Here is a 23,644-nt window from a genome sequence, read left to right as displayed (position 1 = left end):
CCTCTATAAGGGTTTCCTATTATTATTGTAACAGTTTTTATTTTATTTCGATTCTATTTAAGCCCGGACATCGTAAACCCTTCTACGATGTACTTTTGGAAAAAGGCGAAGATAATGATGATCGGCACGACCATGAATGCGGCACCAGCCATCTGCAAGGCAAAGTTATTCGCATATTGCCCTTGCAGCAAGGACAGGCCGACAGAAAGCGTATATAAACTTTCATCATTCGCAATGATTAACGGCCATAGGAAGCTGTTCCAACCGGCAATAAACGTCAAGATGCCCTGGACGGCAAAGATCGGCTTCGCAATCGGAACGACCAGTCGGAAGAAGATATAAAACTCTCCTGCTCCATCGAGTCTCGCCGCCTCAATCAAGTCATCTGGAATGGTCGTCATGAACTGACGGAATAAGAAAATACTAAAGGCAACGGCTAGACCTGGGAGCACAATCCCTGTCATGGTATTTGTCAGCCCCATGTAATTAAGCAAAAGGTAAACGGGAATCATCGTGACTTGCCCCGGGATCATCATAGTAGCCAAAACGATGTAAAAGATTTTCTCCCGGCCTCTAAAGTCGTATTTTGCAAAACCATATCCGGCCATGGCATTAAATAATAGACCTAAGAACGAAAACAACACAATAATTAAGGTATTCCGTAAGTAAACAGCGAAATTCATATTCGTAAATAATTGGATATAATTCTCGATCGTCGGGTTGTCCGGAATGATGGTTGGCGGGATCGCCAGCACTTCACTCTCCGGCTTAAAGGAACTGGAAATCATCCAGATAAACGGAATCGAAACGAGGATTCCACCTACAACCATAATGAAAATGACAATCGATTTTTCGAGTTTGCTCTTCTTCGTTGCTGCAGCCATAAGCTTCTACTCCCCTCTCTTAATATTCCGTATCTGATTTTCTGAATTTGAATTGGATGACTGTAACGACAATAATCATGGCAAACAATATAAAGGATCCCGCAGCCGCATAGCCGAATTGGCTGAATTGGAAACCTTCTTTATAGATAAATAGAGCGATTGAAATCGTTCCGTCCAATGGTCCGCCATCCGTCATGACAAACGGTTCTTCGAAGAATTGCATCCATCCGATCAGTGTTGTCACAGTTACAAAGAAGGTTGCATAGCGCAAGAGCGGCAATGTTACATTGAAAAGCACCTGCAACCGGCTCGCTCCATCTATCTCAGCTGCCTCATAGTAAGATTTCGGTATCCCTTGAAGAGCAGCTAAGAAAATAATCATGTTTATACCGATCCCTTTCCATACCGCTAGAAGAATCAACGATATTTTTGCAATCGTCGGCTCTTCTAACCAGGGAACGTTTTCAACAGAAAGAAAGGAGAGCAAAAAATTGAACAAGCCGTATTCGGTATTGTAAAGATATCCCCAAATGACCGCCACGGCGATGATATTGGTGATGGAAGGCATATAATAGACAGCCCTGAACGTGTTGAAGATCCAGCTTGTTCCATAGTTCAACAACAACGCGATGGACAGCGAGCAAATGATGACCAGCGGCACACCAATCACAACATAGAACAACGTATTATAAATCGATTTGATAAATGTACTGTCTGAAAATAAATCTTTGTAATTTTCGAAGCCGATAAAAGTGATGGATGACCAGTCTGCCAATCCTTTTAAATCCATATTGGTAAAACTGATAACGAAAGCTATGGCAATTGGAATCAGACTGAATAAAGATAACAAAAGGACAGCCGGTCCAATAAACATATACGGGTGTCTGTTTTTGAATTGTTTCATGGAAAACCACCTATCTGAACATGACATGGATAAAAGATGATGGAATGATCGCTCATCCCATCATCAAATGCTGTGTTTTATTCTTCAATGATCTCTTGAGCCTTTTGGTTAAACGCTTTTAGTTCTTTATCTAAGTCAGCTCCACCTTCGGTAATTCGTTCAATCGAAGCAAGGAGTTCTTGAGCAATTCGTTCAAAGTGTTCAGTCTGTAAACCTGGGTTCGTGTTTTCCAACTGTTTTCCGAAAGTGGCATAATTCGGATCTTCTTGCATCACTGGTTTTTCCCAAGCTTTGGTACGGGATGGAAGCGTATTGGATTCATCCAACCAGTCCATTTGTGTCTCTACATCTGTCATGAAGGAGATGTATTTCAATGCACCTTCCACGTTGTCAGAGCTTTCAAATACAGAAAGCAGGGATCCACCCATCATGGATGTATTGGTTTCTTTTGTAGGCATGACAGCCGTCGCCCATTTCCCTTTAAGATCAGGAGCCTGATCATTGATGATATTGATCATCCAAGGACCACTGAAGAACATAGGTTTTGAACCTTCTTTAAAGGCTTGGACTATGTCTATACCTTCCTGAGTTGGACTTAATCCCTCTTCAAAATAGCTTGCATAATACTTTAACGCTTCTTTAAATTCAGGCGAATCCACATTTAAATCTTTATTTTCCAAATCAGCTTCGTATCCATTCTGCCATGCGAAAACAAATGGTGTTGACTGGTCGTTCCGGTCGATATCAAGACCGTAAGAATCTTCGCCTCGATCGGCTAGCTTTGTTGCCGCATCCTTCAGCTCATCCCACGTTTTTGGTGGTTCTTCATAGCCGGCTTCTTTTAACAAGTCCGTACGGTAGTAAATCACTCGCGTATCTACATACCAAGGAATTCCAACAACTTGATCACCATTTTCCATCGAGGTTACAGAACCATCAAAGTAGTTTTCTTTTGCAAAATTAGGATAGTCTTCCATGTATTCAGACAAATCTTTCAGTGCACCAGCTTCAGCGAATTCCGGCACCCATGTTGTTCCTAATTGCACGACATCCGGTCCGTTTCCTGAGGCTACAGCTGTAAGTAATTTATCGTGCGCAGTATCCCAAGGAATAGCCTGTACATCTACGGTCAAATCTGGATTGTTTTCTTCGAACTTTTTACTAAACTCCTGAAGTTTTTTACCTTCTTCCCCCATCGCCCACACAGTAACGGTGTTTTCATCCCCTTCAGATGATGAGCTGTTTGAACAACCCGCAAGTGCCATAGATAAAACGAGTACAGATAACAAGGTCAATAATTTCAACTTCACTGAAAAAGCACTCCTTTGATATTTATTAATTGAAACGTTTCGATAACTGCATTATAATTTAATTTGTATCCGCTTTCAACTCCTTTCCTGAATTTTTTAAAAAATATTGCAAAAACCCTTTAAATAGGGAATTTATAGGTTGACGGATAAACACTACACACTTATACTGCAATTATATTTTATTCGAAACGTTTCACTTAACTTTGAGGAGGAATTCTTATGACAGATGTAAACCTAACTCATTTACTAGAGCAAATGACAATAGAAGAGAAAGTCGGGCAACTCGTTCAGCTGGCAACCCCATTCTTTAAAGGGGCGACTGATCGAGGAGAAATAACAGGCCCGATGGTACAAATGAACATTAGTGAAGAAGATATCAAACAAACAGGTTCAGTCCTCGGTGCTTCAGGGGCAAAAGAAACGACCAATATTCAGAGGGTACATATGGAAGAAAACCGTCTCGGTATTCCTTTATTATTTATGTCGGATATCGTACACGGGTTTAAAACGATCTTCCCTGTCCCGCTTGCCATCGGTTCCTCCTGGGATTTGGAGCTTGCAGAAAAGAGTGCGGCTATTGCAGCGGAAGAAGCAGCTGCCTCCGGTGTTCATGTCACGTTTGCACCGATGGTCGACTTATCACGAGAACCACGTTGGGGACGGGTAATGGAAGGAACAGGGGAGGATCCCCATTTGAATAGTGAATTTGCTCGCTCCTTTGTACGCGGATTTCAAGGAGATCTTGAAAACGATCATACAAAAGTAGCGGCATGTGTGAAACACTTCGCTGCTTATGGAGCCCCGGAAGCTGGCCGCGATTATAATACGGTTGATATGTCCGATTGGCAGCTTCGTGAAAACTATCTCCCAGCTTACAAGGCCGCTCTCGATGAAGGCTGCGAAATGGTCATGACCGCTTTCAATATTTTGAACGGTGTGCCTTCGACAGGCAATGAAGAGCTAATGAGAGGTATTTTGAGAGGTGAATGGGGATTTGAAGGTCCGTTGATCTCAGACTGGGGAGCTGTGAAAGAACTGATTCCTCACGGGGTAGCGGAAGATGCGAAGCAAGCGGCCGAAAAAGCGATGAAGTCAAGTGTAGATATTGAAATGATGACCTCTTGCTATACAAACCATGTGCAGGAATTGATCAATGAAGAAACGTTAGAGGAATCGATTGTTGATGAAGCGGTACTGCGTATTTTAAGACTTAAGAAAAAGCTCGGCCTGTTTGAAAATCCTTATAGAGGGACCAGCGAGGAAAAAGAAGCAGCCGTTATTCTATCTGAAGAGAACCGCAAGACAGCTCGAGAACTCGCTAGCAAATCAATGGTTCTATTAAAAAATGATGAAGTATTGCCCCTGGCTTCCGATCAAAAAACTGCCCTCGTCGGCCCTTTTTCCACAAGTACAGACATTCTTGGGCCATGGTCCTGGGGCGGATCCGCTGAAGATACAATCACTGTCGATACCGGTTTCTTAAATCATATCGAAAAAGAGAAACTATTTATTTCCGAAGGGTGTGGTATTGAAGAAGGTACAGAAGACCAACTGCAATCTGCGTTAGAACAAGCGGAAAAAGCTGAAGTAATTGTTGTTGCCTTAGGAGAACGTTCAGACATGAGCGGTGAAGCTGGCAGCCGGGCAGACATTCGTATTCCGGAAGTGCAGCTCGACTTTTTGAGAAAAATGAAGGAACTAGGAAAACCAGTGGTTGCTGTTTTGTTTAGCGGACGACCTTTGGACGTAAGAGAAGTGATCGATAATGCTGACGCTGTAATTGAAGCCTGGTATCCAGGGACCGAAGGCGGCCATGCACTGGCAGACATTATCTTTGGTAAAGTAAATCCTTCAGCTAAGCTGACGATGTCGATGCCGTACTCGGTTGGCCAGGTTCCGATCTATTATAATCGCTATAGCACCGGCCGCCCTAAGGATGCCCCCGATGCACAAGTACGTTACGTCTCTCAGTATTTAGATATCCCGAATGAGCCCCTTTACCCGTTTGGTTATGGACTGAGCTACAGTCAATTTGAGTACGGAGCACTTACCTTGTCTTCGGATGAAATGAAGTATGATGAACGATTGACTGTGACAACGACCGTATCCAACACCGGTGATCAAGCTGGAGATGAAATTGTCCAATTGTATATTCGTGACCTTGTCGGAGACGTTGTACGACCACTAAGAGAACTGAAAGACTTTAAAAAGATCTCATTAGAACCAGGTGAAACAGAAGAAGTCGTCTTTCAGCTTAACGAAAGTCAACTGCGTTACTATCATGCGAACATGGAACATAAAAGTGATGCAGGAGAGTTCGAAGTTTTTGTTGGAACAAACAGCCGCGACGTGAAATCGAAAACGTTCCGATTAGTAAAATAAATGAAAAACCATAGGATGCAAAAAGCCTCATGAACTTAATCATGAGGCTTTTACTATACGCTAATTTTTCTTCGCACATGCTCCGCAAACACACCGAGCTTTTCCATATTCGATACATCTTCCTCAAACAATGGCACCCGGATCAGCTGCTGTTTAGGAAAACGCTTTTCAATCTCATCCAAATAAGCTTTTTCCTGCTTTCTTCGTTTCTCTAAAAAAGCACCGTCGGCGTGCTCTGGCAGCACCTTATTCACAATTAGTGTTCTCACGGGCAGATCGTGTTGCCCGAGCTGTTCAATCGCTTTTTCTGTTTCTAAAATAGGGAGACGCTCAGGAATTAAGACGAATGCAAAACCCGTCTGTTCCTCGTCTAAAATAATTTTTCTTACAGTAGCGAACTTCTCTTTTCTATTTTGCAGGATCGAATAAATCGGATCATCGACTGGATCACCATCATTTAAAAGCTCTGTGTAATTCTGGTTCACTTTCTTCCTCCGCTCGAGCATTCCATCAATCCATACGCCCATGAGTTCTGGTAACGTAAGTAAACGGATGGTATGCCCTGTCGGAGCTGTATCAAATACGATTTTATCAAAATGATCAGATTCTTCGAGGATAATGGAGATCAATCGGTCAAATAGAGCCGCTTCATCGGCACCGGGCGAAGCGCTTGCCATATCGATTTGACGGTGCACTTCCTCGACCATTTTCGATTTCACAAGTCCTTCCAGGTTATCCTTCACGCCTTCAATATAGCGTTTGGATTCAAGGGTAGGATCGATTTCCATTCCCCATAGATTCTCCTCGAGCTTGTTTTTTTTGTGATCCACTTTTTTATGAAAAATATCGCCAAGGTTATGAGCAGGGTCCGTAGAGACGACGAGTGTCTTTAATCCCTCTCGAGCGAATGCAACAGCAAGAGCCGCAGAAGATGTAGATTTACCTACTCCCCCTTTTCCTCCTACGAATAAAATTTTCTTATCATAAATTTGTTTCATTATGAGTCCACCTTTTCCGTCATTTCAGCAGCACCTTATCCCATCAAGTGGCGACTTCTCCATGCCCATCCGCAAGTGCCAATCGTGAAATTTCTCAATGATATATGGATATAATTCTAACGTATAATAAAAAGCCGGATTTGGAATACCGAGCATATCGGAATAAACAAGCAGCATGAACAGATCATCCTCATCTCTCAATTCTCTCGCAATTTCTTGCTTGTGAGGTAGACTGAGGATTTCATCGTAAAGCTCTACTAATCTTTTTATAGAATATTTTCTTGTCATACTACCCCTCCTTACGTATTTAACACTTTTCTAAGTTGTGTATGATAATCGTTCAAGCCGTCCACCATTCTTCCATTAACAAAAATCGCATTGTATTTCATATGGAAGAAGAAATGACGACATGCAGTAAACGGAGAGATTTGTCTTTCCTTCACTTGTTTCAAAAAGTAAACCGTAATCGCTAATACATTCCTGGGATCGAGAAAAGTAATTTCTACTTGATCTCCATAATCAGTCATCGTTTTTCGGTAGAGCTCACCGAGATTCTGCCTGTCCTCATCGTGATGTTTGAACTCATCTTCCATATGCACAAGTGCATCTTTATCACTGCAGACTCCACCACAACAGCCCATTCCAATTTCCTTTTCCGCCCGAAGAATCATCACTTCAACCATCTTTAGTCCCTCCTCTTGATGAAAAGGAAAGCCGCACGTGAGCACGTGCGGCACTTGTTACGCACTCCTTTGAGCAGAGTCACGATTTCCCTTGCTTAACGCAGATATAGCTGTTAAAAGAATCCAGAATGTAAACACCAGAATGATGGCACCAAAGCTGAATAACATCCAGTCGCTTCCTTCTGCCCAAGGGGCCCATTCTGTGACGACTTGATCAATCATCGCCCATAGTGTCATAAACATAATGAACAACATCGGAAGCAAAGTAGGCAGGTAATTACGTCCTTGATTGCGTAGCCAGATGGAGACTAACAGTAGGCTGATTCCTGCTAAAAGCTGGTTGGATGTTCCAAACAACGGCCATAGCAGATAACCACCTGAACCAAACCCTTTTGGCCCCTGCGGGATAAGGGTTAGCATCGCACTGGATACAACAGCAGTAGTTGTCGCCACATGTGTTTTCGTAAGTGGCTTGATCTTATATTCGGTTCCAAGTTCAGCAATGATATAGCGCATAAGCCGGACAGAAGAGTCCAACGTTGTTGCCGCAAAGCTCACGACGATGACAGAAACAATTGTAGAAGCAACCATAGCCGGAATTCCAAGGCCTGACGCAAGCTGTCCTGCACCTTGAATGAACACACCCAGACCTGCTCCACTAGCTGCAGCAAAACCGCTATACGTCGCTGTAAATTCTCCCTGTGTAGGGAAGAATGTGACGACAGCAATGATGGCTACTAGAGCAAGCGCACCTTCTCCGACAGATCCTAAATATCCTACAAAGCGAGCGTCTTTTTCATTATTCAACTGTTTAGATGACGTCCCTGAGGACACTAATCCGTGGAATCCAGAGATCGCTCCGCATGCAATGGTAATAAAGAGAAGCGGGAACCAGGATGTATCAGCAGACGCATTCGTCACTGGTGCTGTAATCTCAGGGTTTGTGAAAAGCAATCCTAAATAGAGAAGTCCAAGACCGACAATCAATTGGTGAGAGTTGATGTAATCACGCGGCTGCAGCAACTTCCAGACAGGCAGCGTCGATGCAATATACACATAGACCATCAAAACAATGATCCAGACTAAGAACGACATCGAAGTCGCGCTCATACCAAATAGAGTCGTCGCACCTTCCCCACCAAAATAGTTAACGAGATCAATTTGTAATGCAGGCACGTAGCTTGCCACAATAGCTGCTAAATACATGACTGCAAGTGCTACAATCGAAGGCAGTAACATATTTCCTTTTTTCTTATACACACTATAACCGATCCAAACGGCTAGCGGAATTTGGATAAATACCGATACGACACTAGCGGGAAAAGAAATAAACAAGTTCGCGATGACCCAAGCAAAGACGGCATTTACCATTAATACAAGCAATAAAATGATGAATAAAAACAAAACTTTCGCTTTTTGACCAATCAGCTTACTGGCTAATGTACCGACGGATTGACCTTTGTTACGGACGGACAAGACAAGCGTGCCAAAATCATGAACCCCCGCTGCAAATACTGTTCCAAGCAATACCCATAGAACCGCAGGCAGCCAGCCCCAATAAACCGCAATGGCAGGACCGACAATGGGTGCTGCCCCAGCTACGGATGTAAAGTGGTGACCCCAAAGCACAAATTTGTTCGTCGGCACAAAGTCGACACCATCTTTGTACTGGTGTGCAGGTGTCACATAATTTGGATCTAACCGATAGATCTTTTCAGCAATGAATTTTGAATAATACCGATAACCAAGAAAGAATACGAGGCCTCCAACGACCGCAAGCCATATTCCACTCATAAAAAACCCTCCTCTTAGAAGTTATTCATCTATGTATGCGTTTACATACTACTTGGTATTATACATCAGATTTTCCCTTGTCTTCAATAAAGTTTACAGATTTATCAGAAAAATAAAACCTTATAGCGAATTTTGTAACTGAAGCGTAATGGAAGCGTGTGAATTGTTCCTGAACGCTTCGTTCGGAAATTGTTCCCTAACGATGGTGTATTGTTGTTCCCTATCCCCCTTGTATTGTTTCCTAACGTCGATCCATTGTTCCCTAACCTCAGCAAAGAAGCTTTGCAGATCAATACTACAAAGCTTCTCGGCTATTTCTTTGAGCGAATTAATTTATAAGAGCCCGTACCTTTGGCAATCATCTGTCCAGCTTCATCAAACAGTTCTCCTTCAGCCGTTACAATCTTGTACCCCTGTTGCAGAATTCTTCCTTTTGCTGTAATGACTCCGCTGCTTACGGGGGCAAGGTAATGAGTGTTCAAATTAATCGTTGTACATCTCGTTTTTGTTTCCGAACGAATGGCCATGCCTAAAATGATGTCGATCATGGAAGCATGGACACCTCCGTGCAAGGTGCCGTTCGCATTCAGAAGTTTTTCTTTAACCTCCAATTCCAGAGTCACATGACCAGCTTCAAATCGAGTGATTTCAAACCCGACCAATGAGAAAAACGGACTTGTTTCAAAGCTTTCCTTGACTTCATCAATCGTTGTGGTCATCCACCTTACCTCCTCAGATTAGCTCAAGCATCATGGCCATTCCCTGGCCTCCTCCAGCACACAGTGTAGCTATCCCATGTTGTTCCTCTCGTCTTTTCATTTCGTGTATTAAAGTGGTCATAATCCTCGCACCACTTGCGCCTACTGGGTGCCCAAGAGCGATAGCTCCACCGTTCACATTTACTTTTTCATGATCAAGACCGAGTTGTCTGATAACCGCTAACGATTGGGAGGCAAAAGCTTCGTTCAATTCGAAAAGTCCAATGTTACCAACCGACTTCCCTGTCCTTTGTAAAAGTTTTTGTACAGCTGGTACAGGACCAATTCCCATGATTTCAGGTGAAACTCCAGCTGCTGCCCAATCGACAATACGAACGAGCGGTGTGATCCCTAAATCGTTCGCTTTCGATTCTTTCATCACTACAAGAGCTGTTGCCCCGTCATTTCTTCCACAAGCGTTTCCGGCTGTAACCGTTCCATTTTCTCTAAATACAGGCCGCAAGCTCGCCAATTTGTCCAGGGTAGTCTGCGGGCGTGGATGTTCATCTGTATCCACCGTCACTTTACGCTTCTTTTCCTGTACTTGAACAGGAGTGATTTCATCTTTGAAAATTCCCATCTCCAGGGCATGAGCAGCTCGTCGTTGACTTTCAATAGCAAAGCGATCTTGATCTTCCCTTGAAATCGAATAGCGCTCGGCAACATTTTCAGCTGTGACACCCATACCCAGACTTGGCCCGTAGATTTCCTGTGGCTGCTGGCCTGCTTCTGTATTGGAATCTATTAATACTGGTTTGTCCCCTCCGAACCGTGAGTTTCTTAAGTAAATTGGAGATCGGCTCATGCTTTCGGTACCACCCGCTACAACGATTTCTGCCTGGTCAAAAGCGATTTGCTGGACCCCAGACGCCACAGCCTCCATGCCCGAAGCACACAAGCGATTGATCGTATAAGCAGGCGACGATTCAGGAATATCAGCACGCAAAGCGGCGACACGGGCCACGTTGGAGGACTCCGTCGTCTGACGAACTTCTCCTATAATCGCTTCATCCACCTGCTCAGGTGACAACCCAGCTCTCTTAACAGCCTCCTTCATGACTATCGCCGCTAAATGACCAGAAGATAGATTTTTCAATGAGCCTCCATACCGTCCGATTGGAGTTCTTACAGCACTTGCGATGACGTAACGTTCACTCACACAATCCCCTCCTCTTTAAAGGCTGTATTCCTTTTTCAATTGACTGGCGATAATATTTTTCTGGATTTCTGAGGTTCCTTCATAGATTCTCGTAATCCTTGCATCTCTGAAAAATCGTTCGATCGGGTAATCCGCTATGTACCCAATACCTCCATGAACCTGTACAGCTTTATCTGCGACACGGTTGTATACTTCAGAACCATATAGCTTTAACATGGCAGCTTCTTTGATCACTTTTTTGCCTTGATCGACCATCCAGGCGACCCGATAGGTAAACGAGCGGAGCGCTTCGGTTTCTACGGCCATCTCAGACACCATATGCGCAACGGCTTGATGTTCGATGATCGGTACTCCAAATTGCTCACGCTCCTGAGTATATTGCATGGATAAGTCCAAGAGTTTCTGGCATGACCCGAGGTTTCTGGCTGCTAATCCAGCGCGGCCATTGGCAAGAATTTTTAAGGCATTCACATAGCCTTGCCCTTCTTCACCAAGGACATTTTCAACCGGAACCTCACAATCTTCCAATAGGATCTCTGCGGAATGTGATCCATGCAGCCCCATCTTCGGCTCGACTGCACCCACCTTAAAGCCAGGAAAATCCTTTTCTACGATAAAAGAGGTAATTCCCTTTGCTCCTTTACTGGCATCTGTGACGGCCATAACTGTAAAAACATCTGCCTCTGTAGCATTGGTAATATAATGCTTTGTTCCATTTAAAATATAGTGGTCTCCGCTCTTGATAGCCGTAGTTTTTAAGTTCGTTGCGTTTGAACCCGCACTCGGTTCCGTCAGCGCAAAAGCTCCAATGGAATCTCCGCGAGCCAAGGCAGGTAAATATTTTCGCTTTTGCTCTTCATTCCCAAGTTCAACGATTCCTACGGTCCCAATCCCCGTATGGCCGCCAATTAGGGTGGTGTAACCATTATGAGTGGCTCCAATTTCTTCGTATAGCGCACATTTGCCGACCATTCCAATCCCTAACCCTCCGTATTCTTCTGGGATGCTTAAACCGAATAACCCCATCTCCTTGGACATCTCAATAATTTGAGGTGGTATGGTGTTTTCTCGTTCAATTTCCATTGCAACAGCTTCCACTTCCGTTTGGATGAAGTCACGGACATTTTTCTTTAAATTCAAGATATCTTCGTCAAATGTAAAGTTCACTACAAACACTCCTTATAGTAGAATCATTACTTACTTTCTGAACTTCCAATTGAGCCTGCTTCCTTCCCATTACACCTCCACCTATCTCATCTGGACACCACGCAGAAAATTTATCTTTTTTGATGGTAAACTGTGTAAATTAATTTTTGTTTTAATTCCTACCTCTCAGGTATATCATCTTTTCTTGTGGTAGGTATAAAATCACCTTTAAGAAGGAGGTCAGGGAGGGTGTTACATACAAATGAACCAGCACCTTCTATCTATCAATAAATTTATAAATTCATAGAATGTGTTAGCCCATTGTTGAGTAAAATTAAATTTGGGTTCACTGACCAAAAAAGGAGGCCACTTCATTTCCGACGTATCTACGACTCTGGACGTAGTACAAAATCAGCCTACAGGGCGCTGTAAGAAAAGAAAAAATCAAGTAACTTTTAGATGAGCCAAAGCTGCGAAGATCTTCTCAGCTAAATCAACCATCTAATGAACTGGAGGGAAACAAATGCAATTGTTAACGAACTGGGCTTTTCGTAATAAGGCAGCTATGTCGCTGTTCGTAATCATTACTTTATTAATAGGAACCATCAGCTATTTCCGACTGCCGATGGAATTTCTGCCTGAAGCGGATAACCCACAAGTGACTGTGGTCACCCTTGGTCAGGGCTTTGATGCAGGTTCGATGACTTCGACTATTACAGAGCCAGTAGAACAAGCCGTTTCATCCGTATCCGGAAAAACTTCTGTATTGTCGTCGACTGGAGAAGGATATTCTCAAGTGACCATTAACTTTGATTCTAAGACCGACATGAAAGAAGCGAAAAATGCTGTAGAGGAAGCGATTAGCGGCATACGCCTTCCGGAAGGGGTAGGGGAACCTCAAATCTCCCAACTTAACACATCTATGATTCCAGTAGGTCAGGTCTCCGTCACCTTTGCTGATGGACTGACGAAAAACAATATCGAACAAGTCAAGAATGAGTTCCAGCCTCTCTTCGAAAATCAGGAAGGGTTATCGCAAGCGAGTGTCATGGGTGAAAATAGTTCCCGTGTCCAAATCAACCTGGATCATGACAAACTTGAACAATTAGGTATTCCAGTCAATGCTGTCATGGGGGTGCTGCAAGGTCAGGACGTCTCGGCATCAGCTGGAACGACGACAATAGACGGTCAAAAAAGTACGATTAACGTGACTGACAACTTGACTTCTTTAGACGCAATTAAAAATTTGCCTCTACCTATGCCGAGTAATGATGTCCCTCCAGTCCAGATTAAAGATATTGCCACTGTAGAGAAAATAAAAGCGGACGACACCATCACCCGAGTCAACGGAAAAGAAGCACTGGCTGTTATTCTTTTTAAAGAAAATAACGCAAGTGCCGTGACCGCTGGGGAGCAGGTAAGAAGCGTTGTCGAAAGAATCAATCGCGACTATGAAGGGGCAGAAGCAACGGTCCTCTTTACAACTGGCGGAATGGTCGAACATTCCGTAAACAGCATGGTGCGGGAAGTTGGACTGGGAGCTTTATTCGCCACTCTTGTCATCTTGTTGTTCCTGAGAAAATTCAAGCCTACCTTAGTTACAGTCATTTCGATTCCATTATCTCTAGGTCTCACACTTTTATTACTATCGCTTTCCGGCGTAACGTTGAACCTCCTCACGTTGGGAGGAGTAGCCGTAGCCGTCGGAAGATTGGTAGATGATAGTATCGTTGTTGTAGAAAACATCTTCAGACGCAGTCAAGCACAGAAGTTAACGAAAGAAAATGTTATAGAAGCAACCAAAGAAGTCTCACGCGCAATCACATCCTCTACCCTGATAACCGTCGCGGTGTTTTTACCAATGGGGCTCGTCAATGGTTCGTTAAGGGCATTCCTGCTTCCATTTGGTTTAACGGTAACGTATTCGCTTCTAGCTTCTTTGATCGTAGCTTTAACAGTCGTTCCGCTTTTAAGCAGAAGCATGTTGAAAAATACGACGCTTCCGCCCCTTCACACACCGAATCGTTACTTGAGCGTGCTGAAATGGTCTTTGAACTATAAATTCGTCCCGATTCTATTAGCTATAGTGGTGCTGCTTGGCTCTGTAGGTCTATACCTGGCCTTACCAAAAGCAGCGACAAGTGCAAACGACGCTTCCCTTGTTTCCGTTACAATGACGTTTCCAAGTGATACACCGAAGAATGAGATTACCCAACGGATGGTGGATTTTGAAAACAAATTGACTGACTTCGAAGGCTACGATTATCTGCTTACCCAATACGGATCGAATGAGGAAGCAGCCCAATACGGTCAAGTCACTGATCCAGACACGGTTACTTACACCGTGATCATGGAAGAGAATGCAAATGCAGAAGCCTTCATTGATCAAGTAAATGAAGCGAAAAAATCAGAAAAGAACGTGACGATTACTGCGTCGCCATCCTCTATATTTGGAGGCTCCTCAAACTCTACGATCACCTATGATGTAGTAGGAAACAATACCGATGAAATTCTTGCCTCCTCCAAATCAATGATGGAGAAGATCGAAGAAGTTAAAGGTGTAAAAAAAGTTTCAAGTAACCAGGAGAAGACCTCTCCAATTTATACGGTTCAAGTGGAGACAGAAAAAGCAAATGCCCAGCAGACGGCTATGCAAATACGTTCTTTAATCAATCCCCATCCTATAGGAACGGTACATTTAGAAGAAGAAACGACAACGCCTGTTTACCTGAATGCAGGCATAGATCCCGATTCATTATCAGACCTCAAAGGGCTTTCCCTGGCTACAAATGAAGGCATTGTTCCGCTCTCTGACGTAGCAACGATTTCTCAACAGGAAAAGCCGAGTACCATCCTTCACAAAGATGGAAACTTATATGTTCGTGTTACCGCTGAAGTAAAGCCATCAGAGCTTTCTGTCATCGCAAAAGAAATAGATGAAAAAATAACCGGGATTGACTTACCAGCTGGTATCTCCATTGAAAAAGGTGGAGCTGCTGAACAGCAAGCGAGCGACTTTCAGGATCTCGGGCTCACCATGTTAGCTTCAATCTTAATCGTCTATCTCATTATGGTGCTGACATTTAAAACCTTTAAAGCTCCTTTAGCCATTTTGATCACTTTACCGCTTGCTTCCATCGGAGCTGTGCTAGGTCTTATGATCTCACGTGTTCCAGCAGACCCGACCGCTCTGATTGGCGCTCTCATGCTGATTGGTATTGTCGTTACCAATGCCATCGTGCTTATTGACCGCGTGAAACAAAATGAAGAAACAATGATTATTCGCGAAGCGATCATCGAGGCCTGCGGCACCCGCCTCCGCCCAGTAGTTATGACGGCTATTGCGACGATTTGCGCCATGATTCCGCTTTTATTTGGCCCAACAGAAGATGGCAGCTTAGTATCTAAATCCTTAGCTGTTGTCGTCATTGGAGGGCTTGCGGGTGCAACTGTACTGACGCTTGTGGTTGTGCCAGTCTTTTACGAACTGCTTCATTTCAGAAAATCAAAACGCCAGCGCCTGCAACAAACCGCTGAGGAAAATACAGCCATCCCATCATAAGTACAGAAAAACCGCCTTCGGGTGGTTTTTTTGTTTTTTAACGATCAACTTCTTCTTTTATTTCATCATAAGGCCAAGCTGGAAGTGGTTTGGATAACGGCTTGTCGGAGCGGTAGCCAAGGACATATTCGGCCTGCATAACGGTGTGAATCTCTCTTGTCCCTTCATAGATGACAGGAGCTTTTGAGTTTCTCAGAAAACGTTCCACTGGATATTCGTTGGAATAGCCATAGGCTCCATGGATTTGAACCGCGTCATTAGCAGCTTCGTTAGCAAAATCACACGCCTGCCATTTGGCTAATGAAGTTTCTCTTGTATTGCGTTTTCCTTTGTTTTTTAAATCTCCTGCGCGGAATACAAGCAGACGGGACATTTGATAGCCTGCTTCCATTTTGGCGATCATTTGCTGAACAAGCTGATGCTTGCCGATTTCTTTTCCGAAAGTTTCACGCTCGTGACAGTACTTTACGCTTTCTTCAAGACACGCCAGAATCTGACCACAAGCTCCGGCAGCAACAGTAAAGCGTCCATTATCCAGGGCGGACATGGCGATCTTGAAGCCTTCTCCTTCTTCTCCAAGCAAGTTTTCTTTCGGGACTTTCACATGATCAAAAAACAGCTCTCCCGTATTTCCCGCCCGAATCCCAAGCTTGCCTTTGATCCCTTGGGACGTAAATCCGGGCATCGTCCGTTCAACGATAAAGGCCGATATGCCTTTGTGTCGTTCACCCTTGTCTGTGTAGGCAAAAACAAGAAAATGATCGGCATGATCGCAGAGAGAAATCCACGTTTTTTGCCCGTTCAGGATATAATAGTCGCCTTCTTTTGTGGCTGTGGTCTTTAATGAAGCGACATCAGATCCGGCATTCGGTTCAGTAAGACCGAACGCTCCGACTTTTTCTCCTTTTGCCTGAGGGATAAGGTATTTTTGTTTTTGCGCTTCATTTCCCCACTGAAGAAGGGTCATGCTGTTTAAACCAGTATGTACGGATACGGCGGTGCGAAAGGCTGTATCTCCACGCTCCAGCTCTTCACATACGATAGCAAGGGTATTGTAATCCATGCCGCTTCCGCCGTATTGTTCAGGTATGCAAACCCCCATCAAATCAAGTTCAGCGAGTCGTCTCATAATCGATGGCTCAAAGTGACCTTTTTCATCCCATTCCTGAATATAGGGATTGATTTCTCTGTCAACGAATTTACGCACGACCTGCTGGACCATTTTCTGCTCTTCTGAAAGTTCAAAGTTCATCATTTGTGCATCCTCCTCGTCATGGTATGAAGAAAAAGCCATTCTTGAATGCTTCTAAAGAATCCGGTTCCGTTTATGAAAATGAGCGGAAGTGAGGCAGGGAAACGGCTCGCGTTCCGTGGGCGTACGCTGAGCCTCCACGATCGTAACGACCTCCGGAGTCTCACCATGTACTTTTATTCCACTGGAGGCTCACCGTTTCCCTTCCTCCCAACTTTAATCTTCAGCATACGGAACGACTACTGTTATCAATTACAACAGAATAACTATTGATCAGGAGGGCTTAAAGTTGCCTATTAAAATGGAAGCACAAGGACTTATGCCCGGAATTCATGTATTCTCATGCCCCTTCAAATAGGAGAGCCTTCATGGAATAGGTTTCTAATTAATAGATATATAGAGTCATTTACTCTTCGACATCCATGTTAACGACTTCACCGTCTTCGACTGCGGCTATTCTGAGCCCTGTGACGAAGCCACCTTTTTCTGTTACTTCCTTAATCGTGTACACTTCTTTCTCTTTTGGCACCGCATCAAGACCTTCTTGGACATGAGCGCGGATCGCCTCTGGGTCTTCTACGGTTCCGGCTGCTTTCATCGCTTCCATAAACGCGTACATCGCAACATAGTGGTAGCCGGCTTCAGAGCCAGGCGTTTCTCCGTACTCATTCTTGTATTTTTCAATGAACTCATCCGTCCCTGGATAATCGGAGTGGATTAAAGGCGTAACACCAACCGCTCCGTTGAATGTTTCATACTCTCCTGTAACAGTCTTCATTTCGTCAAGTTTTGCCTGGTCCATGACGATAAAGCCGCCTTCAAATCCAAGCTGTCTTGCCTGATCGGCTACTTTTGCCGTTGGCTCTGATGGACCGCCGATGAATAAGACGTCCGGATCCTTTTTTAATGCGTTGGTGACGAGCGTGAAAAAGTCGGTATCCTTAGAGAAATCAATGGAAGAGTTGTAAACGACTTCCCCTCCTTGCTCCTTCCAGTAAGGAAGTAAGGTTTCCGTCCAATCTTTCCCATACTGAGATGCTGTCGGCAGTGCGGCTATTTTCTTTCCGAATTTATCCATTTCATAGCTCGTAAACGGTTCGATGTATCCGTCATAACTAGGAGGAATACGGATGGTAAGTGAATTTCCAGCTTCTGTTACAGCCGGTTCACTTGTATAAGCACCAATCAGGAATTTATCCTGCTGTTCATTGAACACCTGCATCGCTTTGACTCCGCCGCTGTGGGGAGTAAAGATGATCGGCGTATCGTTCTCTTGCAAGAGACGCTTAGCATTTGCTGCTGTTTCATTCGGTAAGTATTTGTCATCCAAACTGACAAGGTTTAATTTATACGTTTGTCCGTCAACTTCAAATCCGCCGTTGTCATTGATTTCATTGACGGCGATTTTCAGTCCGTTCAGGGTACGCTCGCCATAATAGGCAGCTGGTCCGCTTAACGGTCCTGTATAGCCGATGTTAACGATTTCCTCTCCTTCCGCTACTTCAGGAGCTTCCGTTTCACTTTCCGCTTCGCCTTCACTTGAAGCCTGATTGGATGATGGATTATCAATACATCCGGCCGCCACCAACAGAAACGATAACACGAGTAAAAACGCTGAAATTCGAATTCCTTTCATTGGTTATCCTCCTCATTTGAATGGATGTTCCTCTTGACCTTAAGCACCAATATACGCTTTTCGAACCGTATCATTTTCAAGAAGCTCCTCCGCCGAGCCCTGAACAACGACAGAACCATTCTCAAATACGTAGCCTCGATCAGCGATCCTCAAAGCCGCGTACGCATTTTGTTCCGCTAAAAGCACCGTCGTTCCTTCCTTATTGATCTTTTGAATGACATCAAACATTTGCTCGACAATGAGCGGTGCAAGGCCGATAGAAGGCTCATCTAAGAGCATCAATTTCGGCTTTGCCATCAGGGCCCTCCCTATCGCGAGCATTTGCTGCTGACCACCACTTAACGATCCGGCCGCATTGTCTTTCTTTTCATGCAAAATCGAAAACAGCTCATAAACATGTTCAATGGATTGCTTGACCTGTTTTCGTTTACGTCGGTGCACATACGCTCCCATAATCAAGTTTTCGTGTACACTCATTTGCGGAAAAAGCTTTCGATCCTCTGCACATTGGACGACACCCGCCTTGACTATTCGGTCGGGTGATAGGCCGTCCAAGCTGACATCTTCAAAACGGATGGTGCCGGTACTCGGCTTTTTCAATCCACTGATCGCATTGAATGTCGTACTCTTTCCTGCACCATTTGAACCGAGCAGCACCACCAGCTCTCCTTGACCAACGTTAATGTTCACATCTTCAACGGCGTTGTAACTGCCGTACGTGACTGACACCTTTTTCATATCAAGCACTTGCCTCACCCCCAAGGTAAGCATCTATGACGGCTTGGTTGTTGCGGATTTCATCTGAGGTGCCTTCAGCGATCTTTTCTCCGTAATTTAGAACCATGATTTTGTCGGCAAGCTTCATAATCATTTTCATTTTGTGCTCAATGAGGCAGACGGTAATCCCTCGCCCGACCATCTTTTCCATCAGTTCAGCCAGACCTTCAGTTTCGCCGGGATTTATACCTGCAGCGGGTTCATCTAAGAAGACGACCTCGGGATCAGTAGCTAACGCAAGAGCGAAAGCGACCCGCTTCTTTTCTTCCTGGGTGATGTTTCCGGCGAGCTTATCTGAAACATGAGTTAATCCAACAAAATCGAGGACTTCCATTGCTTTTTCCATACATCGCCGCTCTTCTCTTTTGAACCGCTTTGTCCGCAATACAGCATCAAGTAAACTCGAGTTTGTTCTCAGCCGGTGGCCGACAAGGACGTTATCTAAGACCGTGGCCTGCTCGAACAAATTTGTCGTTTGGAAAGTCCTCGCCACTCCGAGTTCCGCAATTTTATTTGGTGGGAGCTTCGTAATGTTTTTTCCTTTATAAAAGACTTGGCCTGAGCTTGGTTGATAACTGCCGCTCACCAAATTGAAAAACGTCGATTTCCCCGCTCCATTCGGGCCAATGATGGCATTGATTTTTCCTTTTTCAATGGAAAAATCGACTCCATTGACAGCCACCAGACCACCAAATTTTTTAGTAAGCTGTTTCGTTTCAATGAACACTTCGTATCACCCCTCCTTAATTCTCTTTTCCGTATCCGAATCGGCCTGTGGCTGGACGTAACGCTTCTTTTGCTTCATCGCTACAGATTTTTTCAGCGAACGCTTCATTCTCCAGTCAATAAAAGCTCCAGCAATTCCTCTCGGATAGAAGATGATGAGCAAAGTTAGTAATGGACCAAAAATTAACATTCGGTAATCTTGTAAAAATTGAAGAGACTGCGAAACGGTCACGATTAAAAATGTCCCAACGATAGGACCGGCCAACGTTCCGATCCCTCCAACAAGCAGATAAGTCAGAAAGTCAAAAATGATTGTGATGTAGCCGATATCAGGACCAATGAACCTGATGAAGGAGGCGTATAAAGCTCCTGCTAAGCCGGCAAAGAAAGTAGAAAGAACAAAGGCGAGAAGTTTGTTCTTCATGGTCGAGATCCCAATAGTCTGAGCGAGCTCTTCGCTATTACGAATCGCGATGAATGTTCTTCCAGAAAGAGAATGGACGATCCGGTACATGACGAGAACGGTAAGGATTAGAAAAAAGAGAATCAAATAATACTGGGAGAGATCCGTATCAAAGGCGATCGGTCCGATGTTTGCTGGGGCCGGTATTCCTATAAGTCCGCGCACTCCTCCTGTCAAACTGTCCCACTTATCGATCACTAAGTAAATGATGTAGCCGACACAGAGTGTATAGATCGCGAAAAAATGCTCTTTCGTCCTTAAAGCGACAAGTCCAACAAGAAAACCGATCGCACAGGTGATCAGACAAGCAAGAACTAGAGCAAGCCAATAATTAATACCTGCTTTGACCGTCAAGAGCCCAAGGGCATAAGCCCCGACAGCGAAGAACCCTGCATGAGCAAGTGATAAATATCCGGTGTATCCAGCTAGTAAATTCAAACCGTACACGGCAATCATCCAGATGAAGGATAAGGTCAAGACGTGAAGAAAATAATCATTTTGCGATAGAAACGGAAACACAATCGCCAGTAGGATCAGTCCAAACACCCAGCCTCTTTTCTTAAGAAATGACATCATCTAGAACCCCTCCCTTGAAAAGAGTCCTTTTGGCTTGATAGATAAAATAATGACAAGAAGCAGGAACGCAATGATGTCTTTATAATCATTGGAGATGTACGTTGCACCAAGGCTTTCTGTAAAGCCGAGAATGTATCCCCCCAAAATCGCTCCCGGCACACTTCCCATTCCGCCAAGGATGATGATGACGAACGCCTTTAAGATGACAAGGTGGCCCATTCCTGGGAAAACGAGGTTGATGGGTGCAGATAAAGAAGCAGCGATGGCAGCCAATCCTCCGGAAATCATGAAAGTAAGCATAGCCACTCGATTCGTATTGATGCCGACTAGATTGGCCCCTTCACGATTTTGAGCCATGGCGATGATCGTGGCTCCGATATACGTTTTCTTCAAAAACAAGTAAAGTAAAATCATGACAGCCACGGCGCCAATGTTGATAAGGACCCGCTGCATCGTAACGGTCATACCAAATAGATCGATGACCTGTCCGTAAGGCGTTTCCATCGTACGGTAATCGGCACCCCAGATCAGTTGGGCAAAGGCTTCAAGAAAAAGCAACATTCCTATTGCTGCGATCTTATCGTGAATCGGCGGTGCATGACGTAAAGGGTGAAAAACAAGTCTGTCCATCAAAACACCTAAAAGACCAACGACGAGCACTGAGATCGCCATAGAAATCCAGTAGGGAACATTCCACAAAAGCATCATCGTCAGGGTGACATACGCACCGAGCATATAGAGTGCGCCATGGGCGAAGTTAGGAATGTGCAAGATTCCATAGACGAGCGTCAGCCCTAACGCTACAAGACTGTAAACACTGCCGATGGTAAGCCCATTAAAAAGCTGCTGAATCAAAATATCCATTAGACTCCCCCTTTAAGAGTAGGAAACCCGGAGCCTGGAACATTTAGATAACCGTTCGTCCAGGCACGGGTGGGTGATTGCTTACGTTCTCGGACTTCCTTCAACTTTCTCGTGCTCTTCTTCCTGAAGCTTCCGCCAAAGTATCTTCCCGCTGTTTGTTGTCGGGAATTCAGTTCTGAACTCGACCATGCGCGGATACTTGTAAGCCGCCATCCGCTCTTTCGACCAATTGATGATTTCTTCTTCGGTGATGTTTCCTTTATAAGAATCATTCAAAATGACGAAGGCTTTAATGTTTTCACCTTTACGCGGGTCAGGAACTCCGACGACGCAAGCTTGCTGCACAGCCGGATGATCATAAAGAGCTGATTCTACTTCCGTCGGCCAAACGTTGTAACCAGAAGCATTAATCATTCGTTTTAGTCGATCGACAATGAAGAAGTATCCTTCCTCATCAAAACGGCCAATGTCTCCAGTACGGAAAAAAGACTTGCCGTCGATCTCGACAAAAGCACTCTCATTTTCGTCCTCCCTGTTGTAATAACCGACCATAACCTGAGGACCATGGACTACAATCTCACCGATTTCACCGACTTCCACTTCTTCATTTGTCCCCGGCTGGAGAATGCGGGCATCCACATTAAAGGAAGGAACACCGAGACATTGCATCTTTGGCCTGTCAGGCGGATTGAAGTGCGTCTGAGCAATCGTTTCAGATAGGCCGTACCCTTCAACAAATTCAAGGCCGGTCAACTGATACAGCTTTTCTCCAACGGCCTTCGGAAACGCAGCCCCTCCACCGGAAATGGCATATAAAGAACCCAAATCCTCTGATTTCACTTCCGGGTTAGCAAGAAAATCGATGAGCATCGTACTGATGGTCACCCAGTGCGTGCATTGCTGATCACGGATTAACTGACGGGCCGTTTCTCTGTTCCAGCGCGTCATAATGACCATCGAGTTTCCACTAAAAATCGGAATGTGCATACTCTGTACCATCCCTGTCACATGGAAGAATGGCAAGGTCGCCAGGCTCTTCGAGTCCGTTGTAGGACGAGCCCAATAAAAACCGCCCAACGTGTTGGCTTGAACCGTCCGATTTGTGTGCATACAGCCCTTTGGAAGACCAGTCGTCCCTGAAGTGTAAGGCAGGACAGCAAGATCATCAGCTGAAACTTCTACATCCTGTGGATCGGTTTTTGTCTGCAGTGCTTCCGACCAACCGTGGAGATGATCCTCATTTAATGAAGCAGGAGGAGCTTTGACTTCAGCTGGCAGATGATCCTCCAGGGCATCTCCAGCATAATCAGAGTAAGCAGCGACGACTATCTGTTTTAAGGTTGTTGTTTCTGTAAGGGGGTTAACCGTATCGATGAACTCCTGTCCGATCAGACCATTTTGAATCGCACAGTCCTTCACATAAAATTCAAGCTCCTGTGTTTTTAGCATCGGGTTAATCGGTACGACAACAGCTCCTGCGCGGAGGATGGCGTAATAACTGACTACGAATTGTGGGGAATTTTGCATAAACAGAAGCACCTTTTCTCCTTTTTCTACATGAAGATGCTGCTGCAAATATCCAGCAAGTGTATCAACTTCTTTCTTTAACTGCCGGTAAGAAATTGAATTGCCGTAATAATAGATCGCTTCGTTCTCAGGATATCGGACAGCTGAGACAGCTAAATTGTCATAAATAGAAGTTTCCGGAACCGTGATGGTCTTCGTCAGCTTCGGCCAAAAATCAAAATGATTCGTTTGCATGAAAACGTC

The 23,644-nt window shown here is 44.5% G+C and carries 19 protein-coding genes; 2 read left to right on the top strand and 17 right to left on the bottom strand.

What is annotated here, in order from left to right:
• Nucleotides 1–53: 53 nt before the first annotated feature.
• The 3 genes from HM131_RS06420 to HM131_RS06410 form a co-directional block, all read right to left on the bottom strand.
• Nucleotides 54–884: a carbohydrate ABC transporter permease gene (locus HM131_RS06420; protein WP_085028971.1), complete on the bottom strand. Its 831-nt coding sequence runs from the start codon at nucleotides 882–884 to the stop codon at nucleotides 54–56.
• Nucleotides 885–903: 19 nt separating this feature from the next.
• Nucleotides 904–1,788 (bottom strand): carbohydrate ABC transporter permease, encoded by an 885-nt coding sequence (locus HM131_RS06415; RefSeq protein ID WP_085028970.1) that lies wholly within the window; start codon nucleotides 1,786–1,788, stop codon nucleotides 904–906.
• Nucleotides 1,789–1,865: 77 nt separating this feature from the next.
• Nucleotides 1,866–3,098, bottom strand: coding sequence for a sugar ABC transporter substrate-binding protein (locus HM131_RS06410; RefSeq protein WP_157130770.1), 1,233 nt, complete (start codon nucleotides 3,096–3,098; stop codon nucleotides 1,866–1,868).
• Nucleotides 3,099–3,317: 219 nt separating this feature from the next.
• Between HM131_RS06410 and bglX the strand changes: the two genes are divergently transcribed.
• Entirely contained in the window at nucleotides 3,318–5,480 is a 2,163-nt protein-coding gene (gene bglX / locus HM131_RS06405) for a beta-glucosidase BglX (protein WP_085028969.1), read from the top strand.
• Nucleotides 5,481–5,533: 53 nt separating this feature from the next.
• Here bglX and HM131_RS06400 read toward each other — a convergent pair whose 3' ends face one another.
• The 7 genes from HM131_RS06400 to HM131_RS06370 all read right to left on the bottom strand — a co-directional run bounded on the left by HM131_RS06400 (nucleotide 5,534) and on the right by HM131_RS06370 (nucleotide 12,039).
• Nucleotides 5,534–6,478: an ArsA family ATPase gene (locus tag HM131_RS06400; protein ID WP_085028968.1), complete on the bottom strand. Its 945-nt coding sequence runs from the start codon at nucleotides 6,476–6,478 to the stop codon at nucleotides 5,534–5,536.
• 24 nt (nucleotides 6,479–6,502) lie between these two features.
• Nucleotides 6,503–6,766, bottom strand: a complete 264-nt coding sequence (locus HM131_RS06395; protein WP_085028967.1) for a cory-CC-star protein — start codon at nucleotides 6,764–6,766, stop codon at nucleotides 6,503–6,505.
• An 11-nt stretch (nucleotides 6,767–6,777) separates the two neighbouring features.
• Entirely contained in the window at nucleotides 6,778–7,161 is a 384-nt protein-coding gene (locus HM131_RS06390; protein ID WP_085028966.1) for a hypothetical protein, read from the bottom strand.
• A gap of 57 nt (nucleotides 7,162–7,218) precedes the next feature.
• Entirely contained in the window at nucleotides 7,219–8,955 is a 1,737-nt protein-coding gene (locus tag HM131_RS06385) for a carbon starvation CstA family protein (protein WP_085028965.1), read from the bottom strand.
• A 311-nt stretch (nucleotides 8,956–9,266) separates the two neighbouring features.
• Nucleotides 9,267–9,674, bottom strand: coding sequence for a PaaI family thioesterase (locus tag HM131_RS06380; RefSeq protein WP_085028964.1), 408 nt, complete (start codon nucleotides 9,672–9,674; stop codon nucleotides 9,267–9,269).
• Between the two features lie 13 nt (nucleotides 9,675–9,687).
• Nucleotides 9,688–10,872, bottom strand: a complete 1,185-nt coding sequence (locus HM131_RS06375) for a thiolase family protein (protein ID WP_085028963.1) — start codon at nucleotides 10,870–10,872, stop codon at nucleotides 9,688–9,690.
• Nucleotides 10,873–10,887: 15 nt separating this feature from the next.
• Nucleotides 10,888–12,039 carry an acyl-CoA dehydrogenase family protein gene (locus tag HM131_RS06370; protein ID WP_085028962.1) on the bottom strand — a complete coding sequence of 384 codons (1,152 nt, stop codon included), beginning with the start codon at nucleotides 12,037–12,039 and terminating at the stop codon, nucleotides 10,888–10,890.
• 502 nt (nucleotides 12,040–12,541) lie between these two features.
• On the opposite strand from HM131_RS06370, the gene HM131_RS06365 reads away from it, so the two are divergent.
• Nucleotides 12,542–15,580, top strand: coding sequence for an efflux RND transporter permease subunit (locus HM131_RS06365; protein WP_085028961.1), 3,039 nt, complete (start codon nucleotides 12,542–12,544; stop codon nucleotides 15,578–15,580).
• 37 nt (nucleotides 15,581–15,617) lie between these two features.
• Here HM131_RS06365 and HM131_RS06360 read toward each other — a convergent pair whose 3' ends face one another.
• The 7 genes from HM131_RS06360 to HM131_RS06330 all read right to left on the bottom strand — a co-directional run bounded on the left by HM131_RS06360 (nucleotide 15,618) and on the right by HM131_RS06330 (nucleotide 23,635).
• A complete protein-coding gene (locus HM131_RS06360) occupies nucleotides 15,618–16,835 on the bottom strand; it encodes an acyl-CoA dehydrogenase family protein (RefSeq protein WP_408607115.1) in 1,218 nt (405 codons plus the stop codon).
• 403 nt (nucleotides 16,836–17,238) lie between these two features.
• On the bottom strand, nucleotides 17,239–18,468 hold the full coding sequence (locus tag HM131_RS06355; protein ID WP_085028960.1) for an ABC transporter substrate-binding protein: 1,230 nt from the start codon (nucleotides 18,466–18,468) through the stop codon (nucleotides 17,239–17,241).
• Between the two features lie 39 nt (nucleotides 18,469–18,507).
• Nucleotides 18,508–19,215: an ABC transporter ATP-binding protein gene (locus HM131_RS06350; protein WP_085028959.1), complete on the bottom strand. Its 708-nt coding sequence runs from the start codon at nucleotides 19,213–19,215 to the stop codon at nucleotides 18,508–18,510.
• Nucleotides 19,208–19,972 carry an ABC transporter ATP-binding protein gene (locus HM131_RS06345; protein WP_085028958.1) on the bottom strand — a complete coding sequence of 255 codons (765 nt, stop codon included), beginning with the start codon at nucleotides 19,970–19,972 and terminating at the stop codon, nucleotides 19,208–19,210. Before HM131_RS06345 ends, HM131_RS06350 begins: the two co-directional genes overlap by 8 nt.
• A 6-nt stretch (nucleotides 19,973–19,978) precedes the next feature.
• Complete coding sequence (locus HM131_RS06340) at nucleotides 19,979–21,010, bottom strand: branched-chain amino acid ABC transporter permease (RefSeq protein WP_085028957.1); 1,032 nt, start codon at nucleotides 21,008–21,010, stop codon at nucleotides 19,979–19,981.
• Complete coding sequence (locus HM131_RS06335; RefSeq protein ID WP_085028956.1) at nucleotides 21,011–21,874, bottom strand: branched-chain amino acid ABC transporter permease; 864 nt, start codon at nucleotides 21,872–21,874, stop codon at nucleotides 21,011–21,013.
• 81 nt (nucleotides 21,875–21,955) lie between these two features.
• A complete protein-coding gene (locus tag HM131_RS06330) occupies nucleotides 21,956–23,635 on the bottom strand; it encodes a long-chain-fatty-acid--CoA ligase (RefSeq protein ID WP_085028955.1) in 1,680 nt (559 codons plus the stop codon).
• Nucleotides 23,636–23,644 lie beyond the last annotated feature (9 nt).

The sequence above is a fragment of the Halobacillus mangrovi genome, assembly GCF_002097535.1.
Taxonomy (GTDB): domain Bacteria; phylum Bacillota; class Bacilli; order Bacillales; family Halobacillaceae; genus Halobacillus; species Halobacillus mangrovi_A.
Note: the sequence above shows the minus strand (reverse complement) of the source record. Positions and strands in the feature narration are given on the sequence as shown.